This window comes from Mucilaginibacter glaciei (assembly GCF_014773245.1).
Taxonomy (GTDB): Bacteria; Bacteroidota; Bacteroidia; order Sphingobacteriales; family Sphingobacteriaceae; genus Mucilaginibacter; species Mucilaginibacter glaciei.
Genome location: NZ_JACWMX010000006.1, coordinates 97,499 through 116,235, shown reverse-complemented (window position 1 = coordinate 116,235; position 18,737 = coordinate 97,499). Strand labels below are relative to the sequence as shown.

General features: G+C 44.5%; 13 protein-coding genes. 10 read left to right on the top strand and 3 right to left on the bottom strand.

What is annotated here, in order from left to right; all coding sequences use genetic code 11:
• Positions 1 to 17 precede the first annotated feature (17 nt).
• Positions 18 to 752 carry a DNA-formamidopyrimidine glycosylase family protein gene (locus IDJ76_RS15085; RefSeq protein ID WP_191164178.1) on the top strand — a complete coding sequence of 245 codons (735 nt, stop codon included), beginning with the start codon at positions 18 to 20 and terminating at the stop codon, positions 750 to 752.
• A gap of 265 nt (positions 753 to 1,017) precedes the next feature.
• On the top strand, positions 1,018 to 1,203 hold the full coding sequence (locus tag IDJ76_RS15080; RefSeq protein WP_191164177.1) for a hypothetical protein: 186 nt from the start codon (positions 1,018 to 1,020) through the stop codon (positions 1,201 to 1,203).
• A gap of 9 nt (positions 1,204 to 1,212) precedes the next feature.
• Here the strand turns inward: IDJ76_RS15080 and IDJ76_RS15075 are convergent, their stop codons facing one another.
• On the bottom strand, positions 1,213 to 2,475 hold the full coding sequence (locus IDJ76_RS15075) for a serine hydrolase domain-containing protein (RefSeq protein ID WP_191164176.1): 1,263 nt from the start codon (positions 2,473 to 2,475) through the stop codon (positions 1,213 to 1,215).
• Positions 2,476 to 2,491: 16 nt separating this feature from the next.
• Here IDJ76_RS15075 and IDJ76_RS15070 point away from each other — a divergent pair, with 16 nt between their 5' ends.
• The 5 genes from IDJ76_RS15070 to IDJ76_RS15050 all read left to right on the top strand — a co-directional run bounded on the left by IDJ76_RS15070 (position 2,492) and on the right by IDJ76_RS15050 (position 8,427).
• Positions 2,492 to 2,674 (top strand): hypothetical protein, encoded by a 183-nt coding sequence (locus IDJ76_RS15070; RefSeq protein WP_191164175.1) that lies wholly within the window; start codon positions 2,492 to 2,494, stop codon positions 2,672 to 2,674.
• Positions 2,675 to 2,770: 96 nt separating this feature from the next.
• On the top strand, positions 2,771 to 3,316 hold the full coding sequence (locus IDJ76_RS15065) for a hypothetical protein (protein WP_191164174.1): 546 nt from the start codon (positions 2,771 to 2,773) through the stop codon (positions 3,314 to 3,316).
• 193 nt (positions 3,317 to 3,509) lie between these two features.
• Complete coding sequence (locus tag IDJ76_RS15060) at positions 3,510 to 6,083, top strand: FtsK/SpoIIIE family DNA translocase (RefSeq protein WP_191164173.1); 2,574 nt, start codon at positions 3,510 to 3,512, stop codon at positions 6,081 to 6,083.
• Between the two features lie 76 nt (positions 6,084 to 6,159).
• On the top strand, positions 6,160 to 6,834 hold the full coding sequence (locus IDJ76_RS15055) for a LolA family protein (RefSeq protein ID WP_191164172.1): 675 nt from the start codon (positions 6,160 to 6,162) through the stop codon (positions 6,832 to 6,834).
• A 714-nt stretch (positions 6,835 to 7,548) separates the two neighbouring features.
• Complete coding sequence (locus IDJ76_RS15050) at positions 7,549 to 8,427, top strand: diiron oxygenase (RefSeq protein WP_191164171.1); 879 nt, start codon at positions 7,549 to 7,551, stop codon at positions 8,425 to 8,427.
• Between the two features lie 174 nt (positions 8,428 to 8,601).
• Here IDJ76_RS15050 and IDJ76_RS15045 read toward each other — a convergent pair whose 3' ends face one another.
• A complete protein-coding gene (locus IDJ76_RS15045; protein ID WP_191164170.1) occupies positions 8,602 to 9,459 on the bottom strand; it encodes a YitT family protein in 858 nt (285 codons plus the stop codon).
• A 76-nt stretch (positions 9,460 to 9,535) separates the two neighbouring features.
• Positions 9,536 to 10,297 carry an NUDIX hydrolase gene (locus tag IDJ76_RS15040; RefSeq protein ID WP_191164169.1) on the bottom strand — a complete coding sequence of 254 codons (762 nt, stop codon included), beginning with the start codon at positions 10,295 to 10,297 and terminating at the stop codon, positions 9,536 to 9,538.
• A gap of 185 nt (positions 10,298 to 10,482) precedes the next feature.
• On the opposite strand from IDJ76_RS15040, the gene bglX reads away from it, so the two are divergent.
• The 3 genes from bglX to IDJ76_RS15025 all read left to right on the top strand — a co-directional run bounded on the left by bglX (position 10,483) and on the right by IDJ76_RS15025 (position 18,654).
• Entirely contained in the window at positions 10,483 to 12,789 is a 2,307-nt protein-coding gene (gene bglX / locus IDJ76_RS15035; RefSeq protein WP_191164168.1) for a beta-glucosidase BglX, read from the top strand.
• 825 nt (positions 12,790 to 13,614) lie between these two features.
• Positions 13,615 to 16,809 (top strand): SusC/RagA family TonB-linked outer membrane protein, encoded by a 3,195-nt coding sequence (locus tag IDJ76_RS15030; protein ID WP_224746347.1) that lies wholly within the window; start codon positions 13,615 to 13,617, stop codon positions 16,807 to 16,809.
• 27 nt (positions 16,810 to 16,836) lie between these two features.
• Positions 16,837 to 18,654: a RagB/SusD family nutrient uptake outer membrane protein gene (locus tag IDJ76_RS15025; RefSeq protein WP_191164167.1), complete on the top strand. Its 1,818-nt coding sequence runs from the start codon at positions 16,837 to 16,839 to the stop codon at positions 18,652 to 18,654.
• The last annotated feature ends 83 nt before the right edge of the window (positions 18,655 to 18,737 follow it).

Sequence of the window (18,737 nt, the reverse complement as noted above, 5' to 3'; positions counted from 1 at the left end):
CAGCATAAACTAATTTTATGCCGGAAGGGCCAAGCATCCTCATTTTAAAAGAAGCCGTACAGCAGTTCAAAGGGAAAAAGGTTATAAAGGCCAGTTGCAATAACAAAACATTGGATGCCAATATCCTCAAGGGCCAAACCATTACCGATTTTAAAAGTTGGGGCAAACATTTTTTGATCTGCTTCCCCAAGTTTACCGTCCGCATCCACATGATGATGTTTGGCAGCTACCGTATTAATCAGCATACCGAAAAACCACCGCGCCTGAATTTGCAGTTTGAAGATGGTGAACTGAACTTTTATGCCGTATTGCTGCATCTGATAGAGGAGCCATTAAATAAAGTCTACGACTGGCAGGCCGATATTATGAGCGACAAGTGGGACAGCAAAAAGGCCGTTAAAAAGATGAAAGCTATCCCCGAGTTGCTTGCCTGCGATGCGTTGATGGATCAGCAAATCTTTTCGGGTGTGGGGAACATCATCAAAAATGAAGTACTATTTCGCATTAAAGTACATCCGGAAAGCGTGGTAAGCGCTATGCCACCAAAAAAAGTCAAGGAAATGATCAACGAGGCCATCAAATACAGCTATGAATTTCTGGAGCAACGCAACGCCGGCACGTTAAATAAACACTGGAAAGCATATAATCAAAAGATCTGTCCGCGTAATCACATCCCGTTTAGAAAGGAAAATACAGGCCGCTCGCATCGCACAAGTTTTTATTGCGAGGAGTGTATGGTGAAGTATGAGTAGTTTCTCATTGGCTTACGAACCAATCAGCTGGCTAAGTCTTTGACAGGCTCAGACTGACAATATACTGTAAGGGTCATGGTGAGCTTGTCGAACCAAACAGCTGGCTAAGTCTTCGACAGGCTCAGACTGACAATATACTGTAAGAGTCATGGTGAGCTTGTCGAACCATATATCTGCCTAAGTCTTCGACAGGCTCAGACTGACAGAGAAAGCAGTAGAAACTTATTCGCCGCTCCCTTGTTAACCCATCATAATTAAAAAACCTATGAAAACTTTAACAGCCCCCGGCGATCCGCATTCTATCACCGTTATCATGGTCCCTAAAACTCTGGAATTTCACGATCATGAGATTGTCCGCATCGATTCTACCGACAGCGATAAAACCGTCGAGAAAAAGATCTTTCGCATTGTTGACGGCGGCGAAGACCATTGGGAACTGCAATTTGAATAACAGTGGGCTTTATTCCCTGGTAAACACAATGATTTTTCCGCGCTGGGTTAAAGTGAACTGCCCTTTAACAGTATTAAATTCCATGTGGATATCGGCCGGCGCATGTTCAAATTTATCTTTAGCAACTGCATCCAACTGAAGCTGGGATTGCCCTGCAGCCTGTCCATATAGTGTATTATCACTATTTTTGCCTACCGTAATTTTGAGCGGGAATGCCGGGCTGGTATATACACCTATGTATTTGTCCAGATCTTCCGCTTTCAACGTTATCAACTTAAAAGTAGGTAACTCAAACGGCTTGTTTAAAACGATATTGGTAACGCCTTTCAGCACTTTATCTGTTAAGTAAATACCACCGTTTGATGTATAGGAAATAGCAAGTTTATGCGCAGGGAAGTAAGAAAGCTCCGCCCGGAAACCATCTATCGCGCCATTATGACCGTAACTTGCTTCATCACCCTCGCCCGATTTTCGCATGGCCAGGCCATACCCAGCCTGAAAGGGCTGCATCTGCGCCAGGCTTGTTTTACTCACTAGTTTCCCGGCAAATAATGCTTCAATAAACTTCACCAGGTCGGCAGGGGTTGAAACCATTGCCCCGGCCCCCGCGGGGATGCTCATATCTGTCTGCGGCAATTGCTTCCATTTATCCGCAAAATCGTAAGATAGTGCCTCATTGTTGGCCGGGTTTATTTGCCCGCCATAGTAGGTGTCATTTAATCCCAATTTATTAACGATTCGTTGTTTAACTAATTCGGGGTAGGGTTTGCCGGTTACCTTTTCTAAAATATAACCCAATAAAATAAAATTGGTGTTGCTGTATTCATATTTAGCGCCCGGCTCAAAAGCAGGTTTAAGGGCGGCCATTTTGGCTACCATTGCCTCATGCGTTTGGGGCAGGGTCATATAGGTACCAAAATCGGGCGCATTTGTAATATTGAATAAGCCCGATTTGTGGCCCATTAACTGGGCTATTGTGATCCTGGCTGCGTTAGGCATCTGCGGGTAAAACTGATCTAAAGTGGTTGCTAAGGATAGTTTCCCTTCTTCTATTAGTTGCATCACCATTACGCCGGTAAACATCTTACTTATAGAGCCTACGCGATACTTAGTTTTAGCGGTCGCCGGTATTTTAAGGTCGTCTTTTAAAGCCGCAAACCCTACAGCTTTTTGATAAACTATTTTGCCGTTTTGCGCTATGGCTAAACTACCCATCGCCTTATTATTAGCTGCTAATACATTTAAAAAGCTATCTAATTTGGCAGTGTTCATTTGCTGTGCGTTGGAGATGCAGTTTATTGAAAGTGTGATCACTAACAAACTGAGTATTTTTTTGATCATGGCGATAACGGGTTTGGTAAAAGTATGTGTTGGACTACTGCCTTACACCGCAGGTTACGGTATAAGAAAAATATATATTCCTTACGATAGCTGCCTGGCAGGTTTTACAGAAATCTGTTCTGAAGTTTAGCCGCCCGGTGTTTAACCATTTTGTTAAATAAAGTTAAACGACACAATTTTTAATTTTTTAGCCGTTTCAGGCTGATAATTTAAAACCAAACACACTATGAACACCCAAAAAAAATTCTTCGCAATCCTTTTGACCGCGTCAGCTTTATTTGTCGGTCTCCAGTCGAATGCGCAATCTATTGAAAAAAGCAAGCTCCGGTTCGGTATCGGCATAGACGGATTATTACCTGTCGGCAGTCTTACTAACACTACTAACTTCGGCTTAGGCATAACGCCCCGACTGCAGTATGGCATTTCAGATCGTTTTGCCTTAACCTTTACGTCGGGTATTTACCACTTTTTCCCAAAGGATGTTCTTATTCAATATGGCTCGCAATCCTATAAAGCACGTTATGATTTAGATGTTATCCCGGTAAAGGTGGGTTTTAAAGCATTTGTAACCTCAAATATTTACGTCGGCGCAGAAGGGGGTATAGGGTTTCAGGTTGATAATGGCGGCGGCGATACAAAATTTTTGGGCTCCGGAGGCATCGGTTATGCATCAAAAAAATGGGACGTAGGAGTGCGTTATGAAAATATACCGGGTAATGGTTATAGAAACGGTATCATAGGCCTACGTTTAGCTTACGGATTCGGCCTGTAATAAAAACACATTTATAATAAAGCCCTTATCGTAACGGTTAAGGGCTTTTTATTTTTTATAGTATTTGTAATACTGTGGTTTGGGAAGTTGCTTTTAAACCCATGAAACATAACACGAGCTCTTCATCAAAAAATTAAAAAATATCTGTTTAATCTAATAACTTTATATTTGCAATCAAACGCCCATACTCAGGATGCCGACTAAAGGAAACCAGTTCAGATCAAATAGTTTTAAGGAAGAGAATATCCCGCGCGAACCTGGTGCCAAACCTAAAAAAGAACGCGCCGCGGTAAAAGATCTGGGCGAGCGCCTGCAGTTATTTGACCTGCGCGACGGCCGCGCCGTTAAAATTGCCGGCTTGTTTTTCCTGGTACTGTCGGTATTTTTCCTGATTGCTTTTACATCGTACCTGTTTACCTGGGAGCAGGACCAAAGCTACGTATCAAAAGCTAACGGTGGTTGGGGCAACCTGTTTAAAACCACTAAAGAATTATTAGAGAACGGCGTTAACAACCCCATGATTGATAACTGGCTGGGCAAATTTGGCGCGCTGCTTTCTAACCAGTTCATCTTCGAGTGGTTTGGTGTGGCATCGTTTGCCTTTGTGTTCATTTTCTTTGTGATAGGTTACCGCCTGTTATTTAAAATAAAATTATTTTCGGTAAGTAAAATGCTGGCATACACGTTGTTCAGCATGGTGTTCGTTTCTATCGCTATCGGCTTTTTTCATGCCTTTATGATAGATTACCCACACTTTTTAGAGGGTGAATTTGGTTTTTGGACCAACCGTTTACTGAGCGCACAAATAGGCCAATCGGGCACGGGCGGCATCCTTATCTTTGCCGGGCTAACCGTTTTGATCATCGCTTACAATATCGATTTTAAGATCCCTAAACTGCGCGACCGTATGGTTGAGCCTGTAGCGGTTGACCAGGTATCGCCCGAGCCGGTTGAACTGGTTGAAGAAGAGATTTCCCTGCCTGTAGAGTGGCCGCGCAACGGCAATCGGGTTAAGGATACCCTTGCCGAAAGGATGGCAAAAGTTGAGCCGGTAAAGCAGGAACCTATCCTGCAAACATCAACCTTTCATGAGCCGGTTGTGCTTACGCCCGAGCCTTATGTAAGTAACGAGCCTGAAGAAGATAACGAGATCCCGCTGACGATTAATGTAGAGCGCCCGCAAGCAATTTTAAGCATTGAAGAAAGCGATGACACCAAGGCTAAAAGCCTGGTTGAACAGTTTGGCACTTATGATCATAAGCTGGAACTGGCATCGTACAAATACCCGACTATCGACCTGTTAGAGAATTACGGCACCAACAAGATCTCGGTAGACTCGACCGAACTGGAAGCAAATAAGAACAAGATTGTGGAGACGCTTAACCACTACAATATTGAGATTGATAAGATCAAAGCCACCATCGGCCCAACTGTTACGCTCTATGAAATTATCCCCGCGCCAGGGGTGCGCATCTCCAAGATCAAGAACCTCGAGGACGATATCGCACTGAGTTTAGCGGCATTGGGTATCCGTATCATTGCCCCTATGCCGGGTAAGGGTACTATCGGTATTGAGGTGCCTAACCAAAACCCCGAGATGGTGTCTATGCGGTCAATCCTCGCTACTGAAAAATGGCGCGATAACACAATGGACTTGCCTATCGCATTAGGTAAAACGATCAGTAACGAGGTCTTTATCGCCGATTTGGCTAAGATGCCCCACTTACTCGTTGCGGGTGCTACTGGGCAGGGTAAATCGGTAGGGATCAACGCTATATTGGTATCGCTACTTTATAAAAAACATCCTGCGGAATTAAAATTTGTACTGGTCGACCCTAAAAAGGTGGAGCTTACACTCTTCCGCAAGATAGAGCGGCACTTCCTGGCTAAACTGCCCGATGAGGCAGATGCTATTATCACCGATACTAAAAAGGTGGTGAACACGCTCAATTCGCTTTGTATAGAGATGGACCAGCGTTATGACTTGCTGAAAGATGCACAGGTACGTAACTTAAAAGAATATAATACCAAGTTTGTAAACCGCAAAATAAGCGACCCGGAGAAGCACCGTTACCTTCCGTTTATTGTACTGGTAATTGACGAGTTTGCCGATTTGATGATGACTGCCGGTAAAGAGGTTGAGCAGCCCATAGCGCGTATAGCCCAACTGGCGCGTGCAGTAGGTATCCACCTGGTTATTGCTACGCAACGGCCATCGGTTAACGTTATTACCGGTACTATTAAGGCCAACTTCCCGGCGCGTTTAGCGTTTAGGGTACTGTCTAAGATAGATTCGCGTACCATATTAGATGCCGGTGGTGCCGATCAGCTGATCGGTCGCGGTGATATGCTGCTCTCAACCGGCAGCGACCTGATCCGCCTGCAGTGTGCCTTTGTTGATACACCGGAGGTAGAGCGCATCTCCGACTTTATCGGCAACCAGCGTGGCTATCCATCGGCCATGTTCCTGCCGGAGTATGTGGGCGAGGGTGAGGCAGGCAGCAGTGCAAAAGATTTTGACCCGGATGACCGCGACCCGATGTTTGAGGATGCCGCGCGATTGATCGTGCTGCACCAACAGGGATCCACCTCTTTAATTCAGCGTAAAATGAAGTTAGGTTATAACCGTGCAGGCAGGATCATTGACCAGCTGGAAGCCGCCGGTATTGTTGGCCCGTTTGAAGGCAGCAAGGCCCGTGAAGTGCTATATCCCGACGAATACAGCCTGGAACGCCACTTGGAAACCCTGCAAAAACCGCGCGATTAAACTAATCAGGGTTAAATTGCTCTAAACTATTACAAGCCATAGCGGTTATTGTTATCACGCTTGAATTAATCTGCACATGAAAAAATTAACACTATTGATACTGGCTTCGGCCCTGACTATTACCGGAGCGTTTGCCCAAAAGGATGGCGATGCTAAAGCGATTCTGAGTAAATTGAGCACCCAATACCGCAGCTATGATGCCGTTAAAACCGATTTTAGCTTAACGATTGATAACCAAATGGCGGGAATACAGCAAAAACAAACAGGTACGCTGATCGCCCGTTCAAAAACGAACAAATATAAGGTGACCATGCTCTCTAATACGGCGAAACCAACCGTTATGCAGGAGATCATCAGCGATGGTAAAAGCCAGTGGACTTACCTTAAAGATGCTAACGAAGTACAGTTAAGCGACGCAGATAACAGCGAAGAGAGCTTTAACCCGGCCAAGATCTTTACGCTATATGAGAAAGGATATAAATACCTGTACACCGGTCAGCAGAAAATTGGTGGCAAGATATATCAGGTGATAGACCTGACACCCGAGGATGCCAAGAAAAGCTTTTTTAAAGTACGGCTGATGGTTGATAAGGTCAAGAACCAACTGTACAGCGCCCAGATCTTTGACAAGAACGGCAGCAAGTACACCTACACGCTGCGCACTTTTACACCAAACTACAAAGCAGCCGAAACTGTATTTGCCTTTGATAAAAAAGCACACCCCGGCGTTGAATTGGTGGATTTAAGGTAATTTCAAATACAACAAATGATATTTTCAGCGATGGGTTTTACTCATCGCTTTTTTTATTTTTAGCATTCGCTCGGCTCCGGCCGAGTGACGATTATCTTACGGCCTCCGGCCGACGAGATATTTAACTGCGGCCAGATGCCTGACAATAAGCCTCACTCGGCTGTGCAGAACGAGTGCAGTAAATATGAGCGCTATCCCCAATATGCTGGTCGCCGACTTTTCTATCGGGGATTGCTTTGTCGCTATCGCTCCGCGCAATGACGTGCATGGTTGGAGTAAACTTTAGCAGTCGCTCGGCTCCGGCCGAGTGACGATTATCTTACGGCCTCCGGCCGACGAGATATTTAACTGCGGCCAGATGCCTGACAATAAGCCTCACTCGGCTGTGCAGAACGAGTGCGGTAGATATGAACGCTATCCCCAATATGCTGGTCGCCGACTTTTCTATCGGGGATTGCTTTGTCGCTATCGTTCCGCGCAATGACGTGCATGGTTGGAGTAAACTTTAGCAGTCGCTCGGCTCCAGCCGAGTGACGAATATCTTACGGCCTCCGGCCGACGAGATATTTAACTGCGGCCAGATGCCTGACAATAAGCCTCACTCGGCTGTGCAGAACGAGTAGGTAGATAATCAACTGAATTTCAAAATCATTTAAATCAGTGGTCAAAACTAAATGGCTGCTGTAATCGTTATTGATGTTGTAAATCAAAACAATGCAGGCAGAAGAGATTGAGCGCTTAATCAAAATAAGTAAGGAACGGCCGCTAATGCCCGAAACTTACGTGCCTTGGGCGGAATTAGCTACGCCCGAAGATCTGTACCTGCCCGAAGTTTTAACATCCTTGCAAGGGCTGCCTATTTACGATACTTTAACCCCTTTACAAAAAGCTGATCTTGGCCGGCACGAGGTAGTGCAGGTGCTCTATTCATACGGGTGGGGCGAAGCGTTGTTCTGCGTTTTCATGGCCAAGTTTGCCTTGGAATTGCCGCCCGAAAGCCCCGAGCACCGTTTCCTGATCCGCGAGATCATTGAAGAATACCGCCACCAGGAAATGTTTGCGCAAGCCATAGCGCAATTGAACGGTAAACCACTTACCCAAACAACGGCTCATCGTTTAAGTGGTAAAATAAGCACCAACCTGCTCCCTGCCGATTACCTTTTTATGGGCAGCGTTGCTGTCGAACTGATTACCGATAAATACGGTAACTACGCCCGCCGCGCACCGGAGATTTACGTGGTTTTAAGAAAGGTTTTCGAACTGCATAACATTGAAGAAGGCCGTCATATCCATTTCACTAAGGGCTTATTGGAACGCTACACAGCAAAAGCCGGGTTTATTAAAAAATCGGCTTACAGCTTTGTGATCCTGATCAATATCCATTTTGTGCGTACCATGTACGTACGTAAAGAAATTTACGAGCGTTTAGGCATCACTAATGCCGATGCGGTTTTTAAAGAAGCGAAGCAAAACTTTCATAAAAAATTCAGTCAGAACTGCCTGGGCGATATCATCAAGTTTGTGGATAGCTGGGGCGGTTTTAATTTTGCCACCCGCTGGGCCTGGCGTTTGTTGCTAGGGGCGAAGGTTTAATATTAAAAGTTTTCCATGTCATTGCGAGAAGCGCAGCGACGCGGCAATCTTAGCATATCCGCTTGTCCTCTGAGATTGCCGCGCTACCGCTCGCAATGACACGTTTTGGAATATCTCGCCCTCTGCTTCACTCTCAGCTCAATCACTCCGCGTAATTTATCGAGGATAAAACCTTTAATGTTCCTTCCGCTTCAATAACCCACCCGTAGTATCATCCACACTGGTTTGTACAATGAACGCGGCGGGGTCTATCCTCAGGATCTCTTTCTTTATCAAGGGTACTTCCAGGCGGGTGGCAACGGTGAAAATGATCTCGCGCGGCGAGTTGATGTGCCCATCTTTACCGTAGCCGCTTTTACCCTGGTAAACGGTAACACCGCGTCCCAGATTTTGGGTGATCGCTTCGCGGATCTCTTCGCCCTTTACCGATACTACCGTCATTCCGGTATATTGCTCCAAACCATTCAGTATCAGGTCGATCATTTTTGAGGCCGACAGATAGGTAAGGATGGAGTACAAACCAGACTCTACACTGATAATAAATATGGCAGCGATGAAAATGAATACGTTTAAGATCAATATCACATCGCTCACACGTACAAATTGTGTTTTTTTATTGACCAGTACTGCGGCGATTTCGGTGCCGTCCAATACTGCCCCGGCACGGATGGCCAGGCCTATACCCGCACCAATAAATACCCCGCCAAATACAGCGGTGAGCAATTTATCGGGTGTAACATCAGGGAAGGTGACAAAGGCTAAGCACAGGGACAGCCCTGCTATGGCCACCGCACTTTTTAAGGCAAATTTCATCCCCAGTTTGCGGTAACCCAATACCAAAAACGGCAGGTTAATAACAAATATTAAAACGGATAATGGCAAATGGGTAACATCGGCAACTAACAGTGAAATCCCGGTTACGCCCCCATCAATAAAATGGCTGGGTAATAAAAAGCCTTTTAAACCAAACGCGGCAGAAAGTATCCCCAGGATGATCATCGTAGAATCGATGATGACAGATCGGAATTTCATAGTGGTATATATTAGGATGCGGCGTTAAGATAACAAAAAATCAACAACCCCGGCTAATCCGATAGCTTGGAGGCGTTTACCATCCGCTCTTTAAACCTTCCTTCAAGGCGGCCTGATAATTGTCCAGATCGAAGGAGTAGAGGTAGGGGGCTTTGTGCGCTCCGCCCTTGCGGGTTGCTTCCAGTTTGTTTAATATGCCGAAGCCCAGCATGCGCCGTTGAAAGTTGCGGCGGTCCAGCTTGGTGCCCAGTATAGTTTCGTAGAGTTTTTGCAATTCGGGCATGGTAAACTCTTTGGGCATCAGGTTGTAACCAATCGGTTGATAGTTAAGTTGCAGGCGCAGGGTATCTAAAGCGGTTTTAAAGATCTGTTCATGGTCCAGCAAAAATGGCGGCAAATCGTCCAGGTCACGCCAGGTGCATAGTTCAGAGAACGCATCAGGGGTAGGGTTAACGTCAATAAAATCTACGAGGGCATAGTAACCGATAGAAATAAACCGATGGCTAAAAAAGTTCTTTTCGGGCGCCACAACCTTGTTATACATTTCGTTATGTTGCCGGTTACGGTCCGCGTCGCCAAAAACATGAAACTGCTTTAAAAATATTTCGTCTATCCCGGTGCGTGTTGCTAATATCCTGGTTGCGGCTACATCAATAGGTTCCTCTTTTTTTACAAAACCACCCGGCAGCTGCCAACCGGCCTCGTTCTTGCTTTTAAGCATCAGTACCTTCATTTGCCCCTCATGGAAACCAAATACCACACAATCGATAGATATATGGTCCAGATATAACAAGTTTGCCTCGGCCGAAAATTCTTCCAGTTCCTGTTTAGTCAGCATTTACGATTCTAATAAAAATTACTTTGAATGTTTAGATTTAATATCTACAATTGTGTACCAATTACACCCGTTGTTAACATATTATTAATAACCAATTATAGTTAATAAGTTTAACATACTTTAATAATGTAAAAAATTACATTTTTAATTGTTGTGGTAACTTTTAAATAAACCCCTTTGCTCTAATGAAAACATTTTTTACCAATAAGCCCGTTTTAAAGTTTGCCGCCGCTGCTTTACTGGTTATGCCTTATGGGGCAATGGCACAACAGCCTGCTGCCGACGCCAAGATGAACACCTTTGTTAGTACACTGATGAAGAAGATGACTATTGACGAAAAGATTGGGCAGCTTAACCTGGTAACCGGCGGTATGGCCATTACCGGCTCTGTTACCAACAGCGGGATAGACAATGGCATAACCAAAGGTAGCATCGGTGGGATATTTGGCTTATACGGAACCGACAACGTACGCAAGGCGCAGGATGCTGCGGTAAAGGGTACCCGCCTGCATATCCCTTTAATATTCGGGTTGGACGTGATCCATGGTCACCGCACTATATTTCCAATTCCGTTGGGCATGTCGGCAACATGGGATTTGGGCCTGATAGAAAATGCCGCTCACATTGCCGCGAAAGAGGCCACTGCCGAAGGGCTGAACTGGGTGTTTTCGCCCATGGTTGATATTGCCCGCGATGCCCGCTGGGGCCGCATCTCTGAAGGCAGCGGTGAAGACCCGTGGCTAGGCGGTAAAATTGCCGGTGCTATGGTACGTGGCTACCAGGGTACTAATATGAAAAATGCTGATGCCGTTATGGCCTGCGTAAAGCACTTTGCATTATACGGCGGTGCCGAAGCCGGCCGGGAGTACAACACCGTTGATATGAGCCGCCTGCGCATGTACCAGGATTATATGCCGCCGTACAAAGCCGCTGTTGATGCGGGTGCAGGGAGTTTCATGAGCTCGTTCAACGTGGTGGATGGTGTGCCCGCTACAGGTAACAGGTGGTTACTAACCGACCTGCTGCGCAATCAATGGGGCTTTAAAGGTTTTGTAGTGTCAGATTATACCGCCGTTAACGAAATGACCAACCATGGCATGGGCGACTTGCAACAGGTATCGGCCCTGGCGTTAAAGGCCGGCTTAGATATGGATATGGTGGGCGAGGGCTTTTTAACGACACTTAAAAAATCACTGAATGAAAAGAAGATAAGCCTTGCCGATATCGACCTGGCTTGCCGCCGCGTGTTAGAGGCTAAATATAAATTAGGGTTGTTTGATAACCCTTACAAATCCATCAACCCGGCAAAAGAAAAAAGCGACGTGTTTAATGACGAGAACCGCAAAGCGGCCCGCATCACTGCCGAGCACTCTTTTGTACTCTTAAAAAACAATAACCAGATCTTGCCACTTAAAAAATCGGGTGGCAGTATTGCGGTGATTGGGCCACTGGGCGATAATAAACGCGACATGCTGGGCACTTGGGTAATTGCCGGCGAATGGGAAAAATCGGTAAGTGTATTAGAAGGTATCAAACATATAGTTGGCGATAATGTAAAATTAAACTACGCCAAAGGAAGCAACATCACCGATGATGCTGAATTTATGAAACGCCTTAACTTCGGCCCGGATATGGTTAGCCTGGATAAAAAGTCGCCCGATGAGATGATAGAAGATGCGGTTAAAGCGGCCAAGAAATCAGACATCGTGTTAGCCGTAGTGGGAGAATCGCAAAGTATGAGTGGCGAATCGTCGAGCCGGTCGGATATCAATATCCCCGAAAGTCAGCGTAAATTATTAAAGGCGTTGTATTTAACCGGCAAGCCCGTGGTGATCGTATTGTTTAACGGCCGCCCGCTTACCTTAACTACCGAGAATGAGAATGCAGCCGCTATATTAGATGTATGGGCACCCGGCACAGAGGCAGGCAACGCCATTGCCGAAGTGTTATTTGGCAACTACAACCCCGCAGGTCGCTTAACAGCCACCTTCCCGCGTAGCGTGGGCCAGATACCAGTTTATTACAACCATTTAAATACAGGCCGACCGTATACCGATGGGCCTACCAAATTCAAATCCAACTACCTGGATATCGCAAACGATCCGTTGTTTCCGTTTGGTTATGGTTTGAGCTACACTAAATTCACTTATAGCGATATTAAACTAAGCAAAACCAATTTAAAGGGTAACGATGCGGTAACCGCTACCGTTACTGTAACCAACGCAGGCCCATACGCCGGCGAAGAAGTGGTACAGTTATACATCAGCGACCCTGTGGCCAGTGTGAGCCGTGCGGTTAAAGAATTGAAGGGCTTTAGAAAAGTGATGTTGCAGGTAGGGGAGGCGAAAGAGGTAAGCTTTACCATTACCCCGGCGCAGCTTAAATTTTATAACAGCCAGTTGAAATATGATTGGGAGCCAGGCGAGTTCGGTATCCAGATAGGAACGAATTCCGCAGATGTGAAAACAGCCAAAGTGCAGTGGACGAAGTAGTAAGTAAGGTGAATTAAATAATAAACCCGGCTAAATTTGCTTTATATAAAACAGATTGTAATATGCCTTAGCGGTTAGCTAAGGCATATTTTTTTTATACAAAAACTAAATTAGCCAAATAAAATCCTCTTAACTTACTGTGTTGATACATAGATTGGCAGTGAATTCTGATGCAATAAATGATAACATAAGGTTAACGTGAGGTTAACACAGCACTTGTTCACTACGTGTTTTTTAGGCAGAAAGTGATGGCAAATTCTAAAATTTTTATGAATGGTTGCTGATATGCAACTTCCATAAAAAATAATGTGGGCTTTTTACTCTAAAAAGTATTGTATAACAACTTTTTTACATTGCTAAGTTTTTATTAAAGAAGGGTATTTGTTAATATTTATTTAATGGACAATTAATTTAATATAAACTATAACGGTTTTTAATTGAAATAATAAATAATTTACAATTCTATTAGCGGTGCTTGTGTAACCTATACACACTATTTATATTAGTGCATTACCATTATAAACTTTTCATCACACGAAAAGAAAACAAACTTAACGAACAACAGCACGATTAATGATCCATCAAAATAGTTGGGTACGTTAGGATGGCGGGCGAAATAAATTTTAACAGGTGATTGCCACTATATGATAAAACTTTTACATTTTTTTCTTTTAAACTTCTCAGCCAAAGGGTATCTCACCCCTTTCTCAAAAGAAAATCATTTAGGTTTTGTCTTGTTGCCCATTCCGGTAAGTGTCAATCGTTTATTCAAGCATTGAACTAAAGTCTTAAATCAAATATATTAATCAACTAAATCTCAATCTCATGTTTAAAAGTTTACTCCTTAAGGGAAGAACGCTATGCCTGCTACTATGCTGCATGGTTTCTTCATTGGTAGTTACAGCCCAAACAAAACGCACAGGCCGTGTTACTGGCAGCGACGACAAGTTGCCGGTAGTTGGCGCCTCGGTGCGTATCAAGGGCACTACTACCGGAACACAAACAGACGTTAACGGGCAATTTACATTAAGTGTAAGCTCGGGCAGCGTACTGGTTGTATCGTACATCGGGTATACCCCGCAAGAAGTTACTGTAGGCTCAGGCGACCAGATCTCAGTGGTTTTACAGGCAGCAAGTAACAGCTTAAATGAAGTAGTGGTAACAGGCTACACTTCGCAACGTAAAAAAGACATCTCTGGTGCGGTTGCAACAGTTGATGTTGCACAAGCCATTAAAGTACCTGCAAGTAGCTCAGACCAATTATTACAAGGTCAGGCATCGGGTGTTACGGTGGTAACACAGGGTGCGCCGGGTGCAGGTGCCCAGATCCTTGTTCGTGGTATCTCTAACTTTGCTAACTCTTCTCCGCTGATCATCATCGATGGTGTACAAGGTGGCGATTTAGGTAACGTTAACCCTAATGATATCGAATCTATCTCGGTATTAAAGGATGCGGGTGCTGCTGCTATCTACGGTATTGCGGGTGGTAACGGTGTTGTTATCGTAACTACTAAAAAAGGTAAACAAGGCAGGTCAACAATAACCTATGATGGTTATTATGGTACGCAAAGGCCTTTAGGTGGTAACCCTTTCAATGTATTAAATGCAAAGGATTATTTGACACTTGTAAAACAGGTTGACCCTAAAAGCAGTTTGTTTTTGCCAAGCGGTGCCATTGCCGATTTTGGTGCACAGGGGCCCGGTGTTAAAGGTGTGTTTGCAGCGGGTGCGCCTGAGGTTGATCCATCTCGTTACAGGTTTGATACCTTTAACCCAAACAATGATTACCTGATCCAGAAATTTGACAACAACCAGGGTACTGATTGGTTCCATGCTGTATTCAAACCTGCATCTATGCAACAGCACACTATCAGTGCGCAAGGTGCTAATGATAAGAATTCTTACTACCTGTCTGCAGGTTACCAAAATACACAGGGTACTCTTATAAATACCTATTTTAAAAGGGCTACTACACGTATTAATACTACATTTAATATTAAAGATCACTTCCGTGTAGGTGAAAATGCTTCGTTATATTACACCTTATCTCCAACAGGTCAGGGTAACATCCCTGGTGGTAACCAAGGCGAGGGTAACTCTATCTCTGAAGTTTACCGTATAGAGCCGCAGATCCCTATCTACGATATCTCTGGCAAACAATATGCCGGTACCTGGGCAGGCCCTACCGCATTAGGTAATGCCGTTAACCCGGTTGCTACACAAGACAGGCAAAAATTCAATACTAATAAAGCCTGGAATATTTCGGGTACAGTATTTGCTGAAGCGGATTTCCTGAAACATTTCACAGCGCGTACAGCGTTTAGCGGTACGGTTAACAACTTCTCTAACTATACCATCAACTACCGCCCTTATGATAGCGGTGAAGGCCACGGTGGTACAGAAAGCTTCAGCGAAAATGCAGGTTACTACAACAACTACAACTGGAGTAACACTGTAGTTTACAACCAGATAATTGGTAAACACAGCATCAATGTTTTAGCCGGTTATGAGCAAAGAGAAGAATTTGGACGCGGTGTTGGTGGTAGTGTTACCAGTTTGCCATCTCTTGATCCTGCATTCGTAACTTTATCAGGCGGTACAGGTTCATTAACTGCTTTCAGTTACAATGCCCAGCCTATTACGCACCAATCTTTTTTTGCTAAGGTAGACTATGTATTCAATGACAAGTATATTTTATCGGGATCAATACGTCGTGACGGTTCTTCAAGATTTGCACCAGGCAAAAACATCGGTTACTTCCCATCAGGGTCAGCTGCATGGCGCGTAACTCAGGAAGAGTTTGCCAAAGGCATCAGCTGGTTAAATTCGTTAAAGATCCGTGGTAGCTACGGTGTTGCCGGTTTTGACAATAACGTATCACCATCGAATGCTTTTTCACTTTATGGTTTGGATAAAGGTGCATCTTTCTATGATATCGGCGGTACAAGCAGCAGCATCCAACAAGGTTTCTACAACCGTACCATTGGGAACGCTGCAACTACCTGGGAAAGGGATTACATCGCTAACGTAGGTTTCGATGCAACCTTGTTCAATAAATTAGATCTATCGGTAGAATATTACCAAAAACGATCTACAAACTTGTTGTTTGCCCCGGCATTGCCTGCAACAACAGGTGGTGCTTCGCCACCGTCAATCAACACTGGTGAGGTGCGTAACAGAGGTATCGACGCGTCGTTAAATTACCGCGATAAAATCGGAAGCGATTTTGGCTTTAACTTAGGCATTCAGTTTACTACTTATAAAAACAAAATTTCCAATATTCCGGCACCTTTCACCGTTGTTGGCAGCCGTATAGGCGATATCTCTCGTCAGCAATCAGGCAACCCGATTGGTTCTTTTTACGGGTATGACGTAGTTGGTTATTTCTCGTCTGCGGCTGATGTTAGTGCTTCTCCTACTCAGGATGGTGCTGCACCGGGCCGTTTCAAATACCGTGACGTTAATGGTGATGGTAAAATTACACCGGATGACCGTACTTTCTTTGGTAACCCAAACCCAGACTTTACTTACGGTATCAACTTAGGTTTTACTTACAAGAATTGGGATCTGAGTACCAACCTGTATGGTTCACAGGGTAACGACAACTTTAACTATGTTAAATACTGGACTAACTTCTACAGTTCATTAACCGGTAACAAAAGTAACGACCTGTTATTTAACTCATGGACACCAACTAACCTTAACCCTAAAGCGCCAATTGCCGAAGCAACAAGCAGCTTTAGTACAAGTGGTGTAGTTAACTCATACTATCTTGAAAATGGTTCATTCCTGAAAATGCGCCAGGTACAGTTAGGTTACACATTTAAAAATGGTATCAAGACAATCGGTGCTGATAGGTTAAATTTATACATCCAGGTAGTTAATCCTTTCGTAATTACTAAATACACCGGTTTAGATCCTGAATTGCAGGCAGTTACTGGTAACAGTAACGGTGTTGATTTTGGTAACTATCCAAGTACCGAACGTAAGTTTATCTTCGGTGTACGCGTAACGTTTTAATTAGAAAGAATTTAAAAAGTTTTAAAGATGAAAATATTAAACAACAAACTAATTATTGTGGGTTCCATAGCCACGCTTGCCTTCTCTATGTCGTGTAAGAAGTTCCTGGAAAAAACGCCTACAGGTTCATTAAACCAAATCGTATTGGCTAACAAAGCCGGTGTTGACGGTTTACTGATAGGAGCCTATTCACTTGTTGATGGTGTGTACAACGGCCAGGCGGGTGCTACATGGTCTACCGGTACAGATAACTGGATCTATGGTAGCGTTGCTGCAGATGATGCGCACAAAGGTTCAACCCCCGGCGATCAGCCAAGTGCTGCGGATATCGAGTCGCGCACTATGACAGGTGTAAACGATTACCTGGATCCAAAATGGAGAATGAACTTTGCAGGTGTACAACGTGCAAATGATGTACTACGTGAGATCCCTTTGGTAAAAGATGGTTCATTATCAGCAGATAATATTGCACAAGCAACTGCCGAAGCGCGTTTCCTGCGTGGTTTTTATCACTTCGAATTAGCCAAATTATGGAGAAATGTGCCCTATGCTGATGAAACCGTTACTTATGATGCAGGTAACTACACCATTGGTAACCCTGGCCCCATTTGGGATAAAATAGAGGCTGATTTTGCAGCAGCAGCTGCTGTATTGCCTGCTACACAACCGCAAGTCGGCCGTGCAAATAAATCTGCTGCAAGAGCTTTTCTTGCCAAGGCTTATATGTATGATCATAAGTACACTGAAGCAAATGCAATCCTGAAAGATTTGATCGCTAACGGTGTTACTGCCGGTGGTGCCAAATATGCCTTGGGTAAATACTCAAATAACTTTAACCCGTCAACCAAAAACGGCCCCGAGGGTGTGTTTGTGGTACAAACATCTGTTAAGGATGGTGCAAACGGTTTAAATGGTAACGCAGGTAGCACACTGAACTTTGGTGCAGGTGGCCCGGCTTCATGCTGTGGTTTCTTCCAGCCGTCATTCAGTTTAGCAAATGCTTTCAAAACTGATGCAGTTACAGGTTTACCTTTGTTAGATACTTATAACAATTCTGATATCAAGAATGACCAGGGTATCAGCGAGGCATCACCGTTTACGCCAGAGACAGGTACTTTAGATTCACGTTTAGACTGGACGATAGGTCGCCGTGGTATCCCTTATCTTGACTGGGGTTTACACCCGGGTAAAGCATGGGCACGTGACCAGGATGACGGTGGACCATACACCGCTATCAAAAACGTTTATTACCAGGCCGCACAGGCTACAACATCAGATACTTATGGCGGTTGGGCTGCAAACCAGGCTACATCTAACAGCTACAATGCTATCCGTTTTGCCGATATTATTTTATGGGCTGCAGAGTGCGAAGTTGAAGTTGGTACGTTAGAGCAGGCACGCGTTTATGTAAACCAGATCCGTACACGTGCTGCTGATGCTACAGGTTGGGTTCATACTTACATCGATGCTACTAAACCTACAGGCGGTTACACCAGCACACCTGCTGCTAACTACAAAGTTGGTTTATATCCTGCTACGGCATTTACAGATAAAGCTACTGCACGTAAGATCGTTTATTTCGAGCGTCGTTTGGAGTTTGGTATGGAAGGCCACCGTTTCTTCGACTTACAGCGTTGGGATGGTGTGACAGGTGGCCCACAAGGTGCCGGTTACATGGGCGCGCAAATCAATGCTTACTTAGCACATGAAAACGCTGTTCCTAACTTCCCTATCTTGTTGATCAAACAAGCTAAATTTACAGTTGGTAAAAACGAGTTATACCCTATCCCGCAAGCGCAGATAGATATCACTCAGGGTAATATCAAACAAAACCCGGGCTACTAATTTTTAGCTTAGGTTCTTATAAAAAAGAGGGGGAGAGTTAATCTCTCCCTCTTTTTTTATTATATATTTGTTTCAGACCTATT